General features: G+C 28.3%; 10 protein-coding genes. 7 read left to right on the top strand and 3 right to left on the bottom strand.

Annotation, left to right across the window (positions count from 1 at the left end; genetic code table 11):
• Positions 1–5 precede the first annotated feature (5 nt).
• Positions 6–827 (bottom strand): penicillin-binding transpeptidase domain-containing protein, encoded by an 822-nt coding sequence (locus tag EZS29_RS07540; RefSeq protein WP_130608286.1) that lies wholly within the window; start codon positions 825–827, stop codon positions 6–8.
• 163 nt (positions 828–990) lie between these two features.
• On the opposite strand from EZS29_RS07540, the gene EZS29_RS07535 reads away from it, so the two are divergent.
• The 4 genes from EZS29_RS07535 (at position 991) to EZS29_RS07520 (ending at position 5,749) form a co-directional block, all read left to right on the top strand.
• Positions 991–2,055: an MBL fold metallo-hydrolase gene (locus tag EZS29_RS07535; RefSeq protein ID WP_130608283.1), complete on the top strand. Its 1,065-nt coding sequence runs from the start codon at positions 991–993 to the stop codon at positions 2,053–2,055.
• A gap of 94 nt (positions 2,056–2,149) precedes the next feature.
• Positions 2,150–2,587: a DUF5329 family protein gene (locus EZS29_RS07530; RefSeq protein ID WP_130608280.1), complete on the top strand. Its 438-nt coding sequence runs from the start codon at positions 2,150–2,152 to the stop codon at positions 2,585–2,587.
• 326 nt (positions 2,588–2,913) lie between these two features.
• On the top strand, positions 2,914–3,636 hold the full coding sequence (locus EZS29_RS07525) for a substrate-binding periplasmic protein (RefSeq protein WP_130608277.1): 723 nt from the start codon (positions 2,914–2,916) through the stop codon (positions 3,634–3,636).
• Between the two features lie 910 nt (positions 3,637–4,546).
• Entirely contained in the window at positions 4,547–5,749 is a 1,203-nt protein-coding gene (locus EZS29_RS07520; RefSeq protein ID WP_130608274.1) for a C1 family peptidase, read from the top strand.
• Between the two features lie 615 nt (positions 5,750–6,364).
• Here EZS29_RS07520 and EZS29_RS07510 read toward each other — a convergent pair.
• Both EZS29_RS07510 and EZS29_RS07505 read right to left on the bottom strand, forming a co-directional pair.
• The gene (locus EZS29_RS07510; protein ID WP_130608271.1) at positions 6,365–7,618 is read right to left on the bottom strand and encodes a Tn3 family transposase; all 1,254 of its coding nucleotides are present in this window, start codon (positions 7,616–7,618) and stop codon (positions 6,365–6,367) included.
• A gap of 93 nt (positions 7,619–7,711) precedes the next feature.
• A complete protein-coding gene (locus EZS29_RS07505; RefSeq protein ID WP_130608268.1) occupies positions 7,712–9,361 on the bottom strand; it encodes a DUF4158 domain-containing protein in 1,650 nt (549 codons plus the stop codon).
• Between the two features lie 190 nt (positions 9,362–9,551).
• Here EZS29_RS07505 and EZS29_RS07500 point away from each other — a divergent pair, with 190 nt between their 5' ends.
• The 3 genes from EZS29_RS07500 (at position 9,552) to EZS29_RS07490 (ending at position 15,341) form a co-directional block, all read left to right on the top strand.
• Entirely contained in the window at positions 9,552–10,103 is a 552-nt protein-coding gene (locus EZS29_RS07500; RefSeq protein ID WP_130608265.1) for a recombinase family protein, read from the top strand.
• Between the two features lie 40 nt (positions 10,104–10,143).
• Positions 10,144–12,882: a TrlF family AAA-like ATPase gene (locus EZS29_RS07495; protein WP_130608262.1), complete on the top strand. Its 2,739-nt coding sequence runs from the start codon at positions 10,144–10,146 to the stop codon at positions 12,880–12,882.
• Between the two features lie 143 nt (positions 12,883–13,025).
• Positions 13,026–15,341, top strand: a complete 2,316-nt coding sequence (locus EZS29_RS07490; RefSeq protein ID WP_130608258.1) for an SEC-C metal-binding domain-containing protein — start codon at positions 13,026–13,028, stop codon at positions 15,339–15,341.
• Positions 15,342–15,357 lie beyond the last annotated feature (16 nt).

The following is a 15,357-nucleotide window of genomic DNA, read 5'->3' as shown; positions in this document are numbered from 1 at the left end:
CAAAATTACAAAATTTCAAGATCATGCAAAAAATCCAGAGCATTTTTTTTCGCCTTAAAACTATTAAGTACACCACCGCTTTTGTTATCTTTTATTTGGCTGACAAAAATGTATGAATTATTATCTTTTTCAACCCAACCTATAAACCATCCATGCGCAACTCTATTTTCTAAATAGCCAGCACCTGTTTTGCCAAATAAAGAAACATTTTGCTTGTCTTGTTCAAGAAATAAAGCCTTTTTTGTCATCTGCTGAGCATGTTTGGATACCGGAAGTTCTTCTTTCACAAACTTCTTTAGAAATTGCATTTGATTTTCGGCAGTAATTTTCAGCGATGAGTCAAGCCAAGCTCCCATTAAAGCATCGTCTTTCCCTGGTGTTCCTGAGAAATCTTTATTTCCGTATTCAAATTTATTAAGATAGTTTTCAATTTCTTTTGTCCCCAGTTTGCGAGCTAGTTTTTGGCTGTACCAGACTACGGAATATTTTAACCAGCTTTTGGGAGTGTTTGCTTCTTTCCACTGAACAGGCATCCAACTTTTAAAACCTTCAGGTAAATATTCTGCCTTAAATTCCCATTTTGGGTTGTTTTCATCTTTTAAAATGTTTTTATCGAAACCCATTATGCTAAGAGGAATTTTGAAAGTGGAATTGGGCGGCATAGGTGTCTGACAAAATTGTTCATTATATTCTTCAATTATTTTATTTTTATTTAGATCGTATAAAATAAAGCAACCTGTAGAACCTTTGTAATAATCTTTATAGTTTAAATCTTTCGCTTGAGCACATACCGCACTTAACATCATTATACTAAAAACTCTTTTCATATTTTTTCCTTTCTGAAAGAGACATATGAACTTTAAAATAAAAACTAAAATTTTCCACTATAAAAAGGCAATTAGAAATATCTTTTTTTGACGTTCAATAGATTACTTTTTAAAATAACTATTATAAATTAAGATTGTTTGTAATCCATGTGAAAGTGAGAAAATGTATAATTTTAGTTATAAAACACTCTCTTTAATACTGAAATGTATTTTATATTTAATTAGTTCTAATTATTTGTTCCTTGGTTGTTCTTCAAGTACCGAATATTCTATATCTGATCATTACGATGGTTCACGTTTTTTAAATCCATCTGACCGGACTGAGCATGGACTTTGGGATGTTGTTAAAATGCTTACCACGTCTTCATTTGAAGATTGGCCAGAATCTGTAAGCAATTCTCCATCTCCAAACATGAATCATGCTTTAAAAGTAAATGAAATCGCAATCACCTTTATCAATCACGCAACAGTTCTCATTCAAGTACAAGGCTATAATATTTTAACCGATCCCATTTGGTCAAAACGGGCAAGTCCATATAGCTGGATTGGACCAAAACGACATCGTGAGCCAGGGATAGCAATAGAGAGTTTACCAAAAATAGATTATGTTTTAATCAGTCACAATCATTATGATCATATGGATATTGAGACACTCAAGAAATTAAATGAAATATTTGCTCCTCATTTTGTAGTACCTCTTGGAAATAAAAAGTTCCTGCTTGACAACGATATTTTGAATGTGTCAGAGCTCGATTGGTGGGAAACAGACAAATTTAATCCAAATATTCAATTGAGTTTAGCTCCAGCGCATCATGCATCCGCTCGCGGTTTATTTGATAGAAATAAAACACTTTGGGGAAGTTTTTTAATTTCAATAAATAAACAGAAAATATATTTTGCAGGCGATACAGCTTATTCAAGCCATTTTGCAGCTATTCGTAAGCGCTTTGGCGCGCCAGATATAGCTCTGCTTCCGATCGGAGCTTATGAGCCGAGATGGTTCATGAAATTGGTCCATATGAATCCAACTGAAGCAGTCAAAGCACATCTTGATCTTGGAGCAAAACAAAGTATAGGGATTCATTTTGGAACTTTTCAGTTAACTCAAGAAAGAATTGATCAACCACGCAAAGATTTAAATTTAGAATTAAAAAATAAGCAATTAAATATAAAGGAATTTATCACACTGGATGAGGGGCAGACGCGGATTTTTAAATTGAATAATTAATATAAATTTTATATTTTTGAAAAAAAATTGGCAATAAGACTCTTTATCAAGATGTTTAATATTTTGAATGTATTTTTTAACTTAGGAAATGCTTATGATAGATCACAATCAATTTAAATTTTTATCTTTTTTAGTAGGATTTATATTTATTTTTACACATATTTTTTCTATTAGCGAAGAAAAAAAATCAATAATTTCACTTTCCGATGAAAAAATAATTACAAAATTAATAGCAACGATTGCTGATTCTAATTTGAAATTTATAAGGAATGGTTCAAGTTATAGTGCTAAAGAAGCGGCGAGTCATTTACAATTGAAATTAGAGATTACAAGCAAAAAGAAATTTAATGGTAAAATAACGGTTTGTGAATTTATAAATAATGTTGCAACAAAATCTATTTTCTCTGGATTACCATATCAAATTGAAGTTGAATCTGGTAAAAAAATACTTCTTCATGTTTGGTTAATAGAAAATCTTAAAAAACAAGATGCTGCTCTGGCTGAACGATGCAATAAAAATTCTGGTGACTAGGTAGTAATTGTTTATACTTTATTTTATCAACCGTCAGGAACCTAGGGCAACGGTCATTCAAAAACAATCTATGTGAAGTATTTATGAACCTTGTTACGACTCAAAAGTGTATTTAAGCGTTCAAAGATGAGTAACTTAATCGAAGATTTACACTTTGTATTTTTCTATAGTCAAAAAACCAGACAGAGTTTTAATGCTGATGAACAAAAACGTATATTCTTATATGAGTAGTTCTAATTGAAGATTTAAAATGAATTTTTGGGTACACTAAAATAAGATTAATAGATTATCGGTATTTTTAAAAGATTTAATATAAAGGCTATATTATGTCAAAAATTTATTTGATCTTTATTTGTTTATTTGTTTATTCATTAAATATATATGCTGCAAATATAAAAGATATCATAATTTACACTGATGAAGATGTTCCCTATGTCACAGTCGATGAAAAAGGTTTCATAAATGGGGGCATAACAACAACAGTTATATTTAAGGTTTTAAAAAAGCTTAACCTTCCAGAAAAAACAATTGTAAAAGCGCCTTGGTCTAGAGCATATAACGATGCAACGACAATACCGAACACTATTATCTATCCTATTGTAAAGACAAAGGAAAGAATGGAAAAATTAGATTTTTTATTTAAAATAATAGATTCAACGGTTTATTTTTATAAATTGGGATCTCGAAGCGATATTAAAGTTACAAAATTTGATGATGCAAAAAAATATAAAATTTGTGTTCAGAGAAATGATTATAGAGCTGATTTTTTAGCGTCAAACGGTTTTAAATCGATTGAGACTGCAACAAGCTCAACTCTAAATGTAAAAAAATTTGTAGAAGGACGCTGCGATTTAATCGTTTCGACAGAAATAGGAATACAAAGTAAATTGAAAGCAATTAACTTTGAGTATAAAAAAATTAAAAAAATCTTGCCATTAAAAGAGTTAGATAGCGCTCTGTATGCCGCAATAAATAAAGAAACAGATGTAAAAATTAAGGATCAAATAAAAAAAGCAGCTGCTTCTGTGGTTTCAGCTCGACCTAAATGATTCATTAATTTAAAAACAGCATGTAGATGAACTTTCTTTCTTATTTTTCTTTTCGTTTGCTTTTTTTGTGCAAACATTTGGTAACTTTTAAAGACTGAAGTTTTGCTAAAGCATTTTTTCGTAAAGAGACCATCGCATTTCATATATATTGATCCAAAATGTCGTTTATATTTTTGCACAGTACGTGCTTCTTATATTGACAATTCGGTCATTGATTTCAAGAATAAAATTACTAATGATACTTTTAAAAAGGTACTTCTATTTTTTAAAAAATAGAAAAAGAGCTTGCAGCTAGTTAGATTTTGTACGATACGGTGTTGTACACAATAAATATCTTTGGCCTACAAGCGATTTTTCCTCATATCCTTGCAGCTCAGAATCCAACTTTTAATACGGATACAGGTACAAATCCAAAATTTAAATATCAAACATAATCTTAAAAAATGATTTTGTATGAAAAATATTTATTATAGTGTAAATGATAATTAGATAAAATGTCGGATAATTACACAAACCGCCGTATATGGATCTGTACCTACGTCGGTGTGATAAGACGGGAGTTAATGAATTCAATATGATGTTATATCATGCATATTTTATTAAATATTGTTATTTAAATTCATCGATTTTGTTAAGAAGAATCTATAATTGTTAGGAAGTTCAGAAATATATTGACGACATTAACTTCATATGCTTTATTGATGAGCTCTTATAGATTTTACTGAATACTTTATATTTATTTAGTGATTTCAGTTTTGTATATCTTTTTTAAGGCTTTTTAAAATGCGACTAAAGAATATTATTTTATTAAATATTTTTGTTTCAAGTGTTTCTGCTTTGAGTCGTGAAGAAAAATTTGAACTAAGTAAGTCAAAATAAGCCTCAGAACTAGAATTTTTTGGAGAAAAACATGAAATATAGAAAAATATATATTCAAATTTTAATGATATTATCAACAATCTTACTTATTCAAAATAATCTTTATGCTGAAGAAACAAGTGTTTACTGTGCGGATGAGTCTTCTGCTTGGCATTGGCTTGATAATGGAAAAGAAAAAGCTAATGGCACTTGGGTACTGAAAAATGAATACCCTTTTTATAAATATTATGTTTTTAAATTAGACAAATCTGAGCAGTATCAAATTCTAAAAGAAAAATGCATAAAACAATTTGGCGACTCTTTTATATATCCACAAGCCGCTAATCACAGATTTTCAGCATGGATATCTTTTGCTGACAGACAAAATAAACCCTTTCCTGGACATATAACACATAATTTTTGTTATAATTGTTGGGCTATGTTTGTAAACCCTTTAAGTGAAGTGCTTCATGAAATAGATGCTAGAGAAGTATCTTATTTTGATACAAAAAATGGAGCTGTAGATTTAGGAATGGCAAACGTGCCTGTATTAAATCAAGGGTACCATGGTACCTGTCCAACTTTTGCGACTACGGCAGCTATTAATGCGAAATTAGATTCAATTATTGATCCATCTTTGAAAACAGACAAAGATTGTGCCGATTATATTGACCAACAGTGTATCTTAGCTCTTACTAGTGGATTTGCTACTAAATATGGGATTTGTTCTTCATGGGAAGGGGAAAGTTTACTTAATCCGAGTACCAGTGCATTAAGGCTATTTAAATTGCATGGATTTATAAAAAAAGGGGATTGTTTTGGAGCAGCCTACCCGGAACCAAGCCAAGTTTTATCAGTAAATGAGTATAGATCTAAAAGTATAAAGGATTATTCCGATAAAATTGACTATGAAACATATTATCTACCATCTTTGGAAGAATTAAAAAAAGCAATTAATGATGGAAATAGAGTTATACTTGATACTGCGCTTTCCAAAAATAATACCAATGGTTTTGATATTCCTGAATTTTGGAGTTATGGAGGTTTATGGGCTTGCAAACAACCAGGTTCAGAAGAAAATAATTGCGAAAATATAGTTGGTTATCATGCAGTCGTTGTTTTTGGTTATGATGATAAACAAAAATTACTAAAAATACGTAATTCTTGGGGTAATTACAGTGGTCATAACGGTGATTATTATATGACTTATCGATATTTTTATACAATGGCAGTAAGATTTACTATAATTAAATAATCTGTAAGCTTCTATTGCAAAGAATGAAGAAGAATTTTTGGCAGAGCGTGGTCATTGTGTAGATCACACGACAATTCATCACTGAATTATTTTGCCTAGAATAGGCTTTTTGCAATTCCATCCTGGCTCTTTGTTACTTTAGTATTTTTGCAACAGAACCAGTTAAAATTGATAAAAGATGATAGTCAAACTATATAAAAAAGAAATCAAGCTCGTCGATCCTTTTTGTGTTTTGTTGCTAAGATGCAACTAATTTCCTTAGCAAGACTTGACAGCCTTTTCTCTCTAAAAACCTCCTAACGTTAATTTTTTGAGGAAGGGGATTCCCTAGATACAAAGAAAAACGAGCTAGAATTTTTCTTTGTACGAGTCGGCATATCATACCTGATAGGAACACCAGCTCTGTATGATTGCAATATATTTATTGCGGTATTTACGTCTCTGCCATGTACAACTCCGCATTTTTCACAATTCCCGTATCTTACTCCAAGTTCGATCCTTGGAGGTTTTTCACTACATTGGTAGGCGGTAAGAATTCGTACAGAATCGGGCCACTTTGAATTTTCAGCTCAATAATTATGCATTAGATGAATACTGATAATCATTTTACACCATTTAAACTTTCAGTTCAAAGTCAATATCATCTAATTTTCGATCCTGGATTTCATAGACTCCAAATCTGTTTACGTGTCCAGTTCGATACGGATTAATTTTTGAAATAAGGCCAGGATCTACTTTGATACCTTCCGAAGTAAGTTCCTTAACTGATTTTGTTATTGCATATACATTATAAAATGTAAGTACAACAGCTATTAAATGATTATATTTTATAACTCTCAATTGTTCTTCTCTGTCGTTCTTAGTAATCATATCTTCACCAAAGTAAATCCATTTTACAAATTTATTAAATGATTCACACTTATTAGTTGACGATTGGACTATTCTTCTAAGATCTTGATCGGATAAATAATTGAGAAGATAAGTAGTTCGTACAACTCTACCTAATTCTCTAAAGGCATAATACAATTTATTTTTCCTAGAACTAGTGCTTAATCTTTTCAATATTGTTGATGGATTAATTTTTCCAGCCTTAATTGATTGAGCAACTCTGATCATATCATATAAATATTTTTCAATTAAATCCCAATCAATTTTTTCTTTTGTAAACAAAGAATCTAAATGTTTAAAAATCTTTTCTGAAGATGGTCTGTAAAAATTTAAATCTTTCCAATTTTTTATTCTTGGCATTAATTTTATACCTAGAAGATAGGATAAACCAAATCCTGTGAGCATTTGAGCGTGAGAATCTCCGTGGATTGTATCAGGCTGGATATCTGATTTATTTTTAGAAAGTCCATCTAAAATAAATATACCTTCTCTCATACCGCAAGATATAAAATGAGAAAATAATGCAATATAGGTATCACTAACATGATAATATCCAATTCCTCCAAACTGACCATATCTTATATGATATTCAGAGAGTAAATTATTATCATACATGTCCCAATGAGTCCCATCAGCAGCAGCTCTTGAGCCATTTCCCCAGAGTTTAGGTAAATCAAATTTATTGTAAATATTTATAACATTTCTAATACAATTATCAATTTTATCAACAGAAGTATGTCTTAAATTTAAAAATGAAATTTTTCTTCTATTTACTTCAGGAACAGCTTTTGCTGTTTGAGTTGGACCAAGACCCGTTCCATAAGCAAAAATTGTTAGAATATAACGTATTTCATCATCTTTAATTTTTGCTTCGTGTCCACTATTTGGCCCGAAGAACTTTGTTAAATTCAATAAATTATTTCCAGAAATTAAAATATTTAACAAAGACATAGAATGTTTTTGCATCTTTTTATCAAGCATACCTTCAAGTTCTTTTAATTTTGTTTTGTCTTTTTCAATAGGAATATATTTCTTTAATTTAGGTTCTCCATTTTGAATTTTAAAATCTGGATTTTATTGAAATGTTTCATCGGTAAAATTAGCTGATTTTTCTAAATTATTTTGAATATCCATAATAAATTGTTTCTTATTAGTGGAAATTCCTACTAATTTTCCATATTCATCTAGCGTTCTAAGAGACTCTTCTTCTGAAATAAGTTCCTTTCTATAATCAGAGAAATCAATGCTATTATTTATGCATAAATCTCCAGCTTGTAACTCAAGGGCTATTTGATTACATAAGCAAGCCTCAAAATGTTTTCTATTTATTTTTTGAGGAAAACTATCTCTTTTCTTTTTTCCAGTTACTAACTTCCACCAATTATCAGGTATCCAAGAAAAATCAATTAGAATTGGGCCTGTTTTTCCTTTCCGCTTATAAATTCTCCCTGGATATAACCATTCAGTTGTTGTATCCTTGTGAAATAACATGTATTCAATAGCATTTATGATTGAACTATCTTCGCTAGTAGAGGATAAATTTAGTACAGTAAGTATTTTCAGTAATCTTTTTCTACTTTGTTTATAATGGTTCCACACAAATCTGTTAAAATTTTTAATTCCAGATTCTACTTGTGTTCTTGCATAGTCAAATAATTCTTGATTAGTATTCACAATATTTGTAATTTCATTGATTTTTTCTAATTCTTGTATTCCAGATTTTACTTGATCCTCAATTTCATTAAATGCTTTAAATACTGACTCTGTCTTTTCAGAGTTTTTATCAAGATAAAGTTGAAGTTCAAACTTTGCTCGAACATTAAATTTCTTTATTCTTTTTATAAAAACATTGCATAAATCGTCATTAATTCTAGCCGATTTTGTATATAAAAAACAAAGTATCAAAGTAAGCCTTTTGTCTTCTTTAACTTTAAATAAGCTTCCAATATCATAGCCATTAGCTTCTTCATAGAATGTCTGTATTTTTATAGGTGGCAAATATTGAATTAAATTGTTATATCCTGACATGGTTTGCAATAATTTTTGTCTCATCAGCATATCAGCCATAACTTTAAAACTAGGTTTTTCTAAATCTTTTTTTAAATCATCCCACAATGAATATTCTTGATTTCTTTCAAGGAACAAATTTCCTAAATAATATCTTCCAGACTCATCAAGTTTTTCAAAAATATCTCTGTATATTTTATGATTAACTTTTGCTCTATGATATTTACAAATATCATGAATAGTTCTAAAAGCAGGAATCTCAAATCTTTCTTTAACAAGATATTCCAAATTAATATTTATTAAATCTATAAGTTCATGCTTAATTAATGCCATTTCAGGCAAAACCTTTTCAAGTAAATCATTTCCGCCATTATTAAATTGTTTTGTATTTAAATATTCTCTTATACATTTAACATGTCTTCTTTTTGAACCTGAATCCTGATATCCATGGATCAATTCATTAATTGTTCCTTTAAAATTTGATTTTTCAACAATAAATTTTATTATATTCTCTGGAATTTCATTAAGCTGAATAAAATAACCAATATTTTGAAAGCTTTTTAATAGAAGAAGCATACATAGAAGTGGTTTTTCACCTGTAGAGTTATTTTTACAAAATTCTATTTCTTCCTCACTTGGATAAAATAACTTTTGCAATTCACTTTCTGAATATGATTTTTTGAATCTCGGATATGCAGTGTCCTCAAAATTAAGCATGTATATTGTTACCTCAAAATACCTGACATAAACCTTGGTTTTTGGCAGTAGAAATGTATTATCGGGTAAGTATGCTTTTTCGCGGATATTTTTGTGCCAAAACAGATGCCAAAATCATTCTGCCATAAACTCTCACAATAGATGAGTTATGACATAATTTTAAATTTTGCAAAATATCTAGGAGGCTTTTATGCACATTGGATATGCAAGAGTTTCAAATGCTGATCAATCTTGCAACTTGCAAAATGATGCACTTACTAAATCTGGAAGTGAAAAGATATTCTCAGATATTGCTAGCGGAGCAAAAATTGAGAGAAAAGGTTTAAATGACGCAATAAATTATATGCGACCTGGTGATACTTTAGTCGTATGGAGATTAGATCGTCTTGGCAGAACACTATCTAGCTTAATATCATTTGTTAATGAGCTTAATAATAAACAACTTTGTTTCAAAAGCATTGTTGAAAATATTGATACTACAAGTCCAACTGGAAAATTTTTTTTCCATGTGACAGGTGCATTTGCAGAGCTAGAACGCAATATCATCAAAGAAAGAACAAAAGCAGGCCTTGCGGCTGCACGTTCAAGAGGTAGGTTAGGAGGAAGACCTAAAGCGGTTTCTCCAGACAAAATTAAAGCAGCTATTGCTTTATATAATAAAAATGAATCTTCTATATCTGATATATGTAAATTATTAAATATTTCAGAAAGAAGCTTTTATAGATATAGAAAATATTTGTAAATGTATATCAAAATTTCTTAGTTTAATGAGGTAAAAAATAGTGAGTAAGTTTCCATATCCAGAAGGATCTGTTTGGCGAAAATGTGATTTGCATATCCATGGCCCTGATGATGTTTTAAATAATCAATTTCAAGGTTCAAGTAATGAAGAAAAGTGGGAGAATTACATAAATAAATTAGCAGATTCAGAAATTGAAACGATTGCATTTACAAACTATTTTTGCATTGAAGGATATGAAAAGATAATTGATTATAAAAACAAGGGTAGATTACCTAATATACATTCTATATTTGCAAATATTGAATTTAGACTATCTTCTCAAAATAAAGATAGTGATGAAATAAATGTTCATATTATTTTCAATGATAAAATAAAGACTACAAAAATAACTGATTTTCTTAATAGACTAGAACTTCAAAATACAGGTTCCAATAAAGAAACATTATATTGTAAATTAGAAGATTTAAGAAAAATTGGTTTTCAACGTGCATTTATTAATGATAATAAACTTTTTGAGCAATTAGAAAAAGATTTTAGAGTGAATGAAGATTATTTTATTGTATTTCCTTGCAACGGATATGGGTCAATGCGACCAAATCAAAGAGATAGAAGCATTGTGTTAGCAGAAGAATATGATAAAAAATCATCATTTTTTTTTGGAAAAAAAGAAAATAGAGACTTTTATTTAAATAAGCGATTTGAAGGTTCTATAAAAAAAGCAGTTGTTTTAGGATCAGATGCACATAAAATAGAGGATATAGGAAAAAATTATACTTGGATTAAAGCAGATCCTACATTCAATGGTTTTCGACAAATAATTTTTGAGCCTGAAGATAGAGTTTTTATTGCTGATAATATGCCAGATAAAAAGCTTCCTTATACAGTAATTAAAAGTCTTAGATTTTCAGATAATACTGGAGATAATCTCTTTTCTGGCGACATCATTTCAATAAACCCTAAATTGACTACAATAATAGGCGGAAAATCAACAGGTAAGAGCTTATTGTTGTTTTATGCTGCTAAGACTATTGATTCAAAAGAGGTTACTAAACGCCTAGGTGTTGATGCTAGAGAAGGGTACAAACTTGATTCTAATTCAAACTTTGATTTTGAAGTTGTATGGGAAGATACTACCATACAAAAATTAAAGGAACAAAAATCTTCAAAACCCGAAGGAAAACAAATTGTATATATTCCACAGGCATTTCTTAATCGTTTATCTGAAGAAGAAAAGTCAAGTCAAGATACTCTTAATGAATTTGTTCTATCAGTTTTATTACAGGATAGTGAAGCTCAAGAAGCATATGAACTTCACCTACATAATGTTAGAAATGCAGAGTCACACATTAATAGTATGTCTGATCAAATTTTTGGTTTACGAAAAAATGAAGATCATTTATTAGAACAAATCAAGGAAATAGGAAATTATGATTCAATTAAGTTACTCATTTCTGAAATTAATATTGAGATTGAAAAAATTAGACTTCAAAGTGGTTTAACAGTTGAAGATGCTACTAAATTGGAATCTCTTTCTATTCAAGAAGCTAATTTGAGAAGAGATCTTCATAATGCAGAAAGTGATGAAAAAATTGTTATTCAGCATAATCAAAAATTTATTTCCGACACAAAACAAATAAAAAAATTTACAGAAAATGATTTAGATTTACTCAATTTAATTGATACAAAACAGATATTTCAAGAGCAAATCACAAAGTTTGATTTATTTATTTCTGATATTTCTATTATTAATAAAAAGTTAATTGATTCTATTGGTAAACAAACAGAAGAATTAAATAGAAAATTAGTAGATATTGAATACCAAATCAAGCCTCTAAATGATCGACTTAATTTGAGTGCAGAAATAAATAAAAAAGAAAAGTTTAAAAGAGAAGAAGAAGGGAAGCTGACTAAAATTGATACATTTTTGAAGCAATTAGAGTCGTGTAGAAAACAATTACAGCATTCTATTTTTGACTTGAAAACAAAAATTTTAGATATTTTTAATAGCTATAAATCAATTCAAGTTGATTTCAAAAAATATGAAAGTAAATTAGATGACATAGTTTTAAATATTCAAGTTCAATTAAATGGAAAAGATTTCGTAGATTCTTTAGTTGAGTGTTTAGGTAAAACAATTCTTAAAAGAGAAGGTTTTATTTCTAGTGAAGATGATTTATATACTTTTGATCCTCAATTACATTTTAATTTTGTAAATAAATTTATTGATGATATTTGTTTAGGTAATATAAAATTACTCAAGAAATTTTCTATTTCGGATTGTATTCGAGCTATTTCTAAAAATAGATATAATCTTAATTTTAAAATAACTTATCAAAATGACCCATTAAGTAAAATGTCTCCAGGAAAAAAAGGTTTAACTCTTCTTAGATTGCTTATTAATTTAAGTGAACGTCAATGGCCAATTCTTTTAGATCAACCTGAAGATGATTTAGATAATAGATCTGTTTATGCTGATCTCGTTAGCTTTATACGTAAAAAAAAGAACGAACGTCAAATTATAATTGTCACTCATAATCCAAATTTAGTTGTTGGAGCAGATGCTGAGCAAATTATTATAGCCAATCAATCTGGACAAGAAGCTAATAGAGAGAATAAAACTCACAAATTTGAATATGTTTCTGGAAGCATTGAAAATAGTTTTGAAACTCCGGAAGCTCAAGGTATTTTATATAAAATGGGGATTAGAGAACATGTTTGCGACATTCTTGAAGGAGGAACTGAAGCTTTTAGAAAAAGAGAAGCAAAGTACCAAAAGTAAATTTAATAACTGTTGCAGTGTTATTAATCATTTAAATATGCTTATAAAATAATTATAAATTGCTCAGATTTTAATTATTATTGACTTCTAACAAATAAATATTTTTATTTTGAAAAATTATTTTTGTAAGAGATGAGATTAAAATGAAAGAAAATATTAATTTAAAAATCCCTCAAAACACAGCTTTAGAAAAACTATACAATACTTTTAGTTATGAAAAATTCCTAGAAGAAATAAGATTATTATGTAAACAAATTGCTATAAAAATATCTTATTTCAATCCTTTGGAACTATTAAACAAGGCTTATTGGGAATATGTAAAATCTAATTTTGGGAATGTAGCAGAAGCTGACTTGTCCAGAGAGCAAATAGATAGCTATCAGTTACTAGAATTTATTCAAACTTGTATAATATCATTTTCTCCTCAAAAGAATTATAGCGATTTAAATAATGAAGATTTTGTTTATATAAAAACTAAAGTTAAAAAATTGTTTTCAAAATTAGACATTGAATATTACTTAATCCACTTTTCAAGTGATAAATATGTCTCTATTTTCAGTAAAGAAGAAAAAGAAATTTATTTGATATTACTTTCAAGTTGGATTAGTATAAGAGGAAAAAGATACTTAAATCATGAAAAAGAACATTTAGTTACTCTTTTATCTCCTCACAATGAAGCACTTGAAAAAATATTCAATGTAAATGGTGAACAAATTGCCGATGGAATTAATGAAATGATAATTCATTTAATTAGTGGTCCTAAAAAATTAAATGAATTTATGTCATTTTATCATAATAATATAGAAGGTTTAAATAATAATTCAAATAATTATTTAAACATAAAAAATATTTTTGATGATATATTTAAATTTGAATTATTTAATGTAAAAAAAGTTACAAATTTACCTACGTTATTATTAGAAGCTCTTTCTCATGAACCAGGACAAGATCAATTTTTTTTTGATACTTTAAAAGATTCTAAATATTCTGGTACACCATTTAAACGATCGCCGATTTTCTCATTCCCATTGCTTAAAATTAATGATAATTATTACACTTTTCATCCTTATATATTTTGTGATCATTTATATAGAAATATTCAATCTATTATCTTGAATCAAGATTCTAATTATAGTGAAATATGGAATGAAAAACAGAAAAATATTACTGAAAAACTTCCGTTTGAATTATTTACGAAAAATTTACCTAATGCCCAGTCTTTTTATAATTTTTATTATCTAGGTAAAGATAAATTAGGAAAAAATATTTGGATAGAATGCGATGGAATTATTTTGTTTGATCAATTTTTATTTATTTTAGAAGTCAAAAGTGGTAAAGGAAGTATTCAATCACCTATTGAAAATATTGCTTCACATCTTAAAATAATAAATGATCTTTTAGTGAATCCTGCAGAACAAGGAAGACGTTTTTTAAAACATTTTAAAGAAAATAAAAGTATTGAATTATATGACAGTAATAAAAAATCAAAAAAAGTAATATATAGCTTAGAAAAAAATAAAATTAAGAAAATAGCTATTGTTGCCGTATCATTAGAGCAACTAACGGATATAAGTAGTCGAATTCAACATTTTCAAAAATTTGCTCTTGATATTGATTTAGATCCTGTTTGGATCGTTTCTATTGATGATTTAAGAGTTTATAGAGATATACTTTGTGGACCAATAATATTCACTCATTTTATAGTGAAAAGATTAGAAGCATTTAAAAATGATAAATTATATTCATCTGATGAGTTAGATCATTTAGGGTTATATTTAGAAAAAAATTGCTACTCTGATGACGTGAATAAAGTTGAAAATAATAAAATCATTCTTCCTTTAGGTTACAGAAATAGAATTGATGAATATTATTTTAATCTTCTCTGTAAAAGTAATAATACTATACCTCCTTCTCAAAACCTTCCTATCACGTTAAAAAATTTATTAGATATTTTAGAGAAAGAAGCAAAACCAGGATTTATTTGGGTTGGACATCATCTCTTAGATTTTGATAATTCTACTAGAATTCTAATATCTAACAAGATAGCAGACATTACTATGTTACAAATTAGTCAAGGAATAATTAGACCATTTACAATTTTAAGTGAAATAAGTTTTTCATTTGTCATATTAACACCAAATATCAATCTATCTTCAAATTTTATTCCTAAAGATTATGCATTATCCAATATGTTGATACAAAAAAAAGAAGAATCTTTGCTACTTATAATGAATATAAACAAACTTAATCAAATTAGTAGTTGTGAATTTTTTTTCCTTTCAAACAAAGATCTTAATGATGGGTATTCTGAAAAAATTAAAAATGATGTTAAACTTTTAATACAACAAAGAATAAATACATATTTTAATATAAATAAATTAGGTAGGAATGACAAATGCCCTTGTGGAAGCGGAAAAAAATATAAAAAATGTCATATCAATTCAGTGAATGAAAATTAACCTTTTTCGTTTTTAG

The organism is Fluviispira sanaruensis, assembly GCF_004295685.1.
Taxonomy (GTDB): Bacteria; Bdellovibrionota_B; Oligoflexia; order Silvanigrellales; family Silvanigrellaceae; genus Silvanigrella; species Silvanigrella sanaruensis.
The sequence above is the reverse complement of the archived record's forward strand: the minus strand, read 5'-3'. Positions and strand labels throughout refer to the sequence as shown.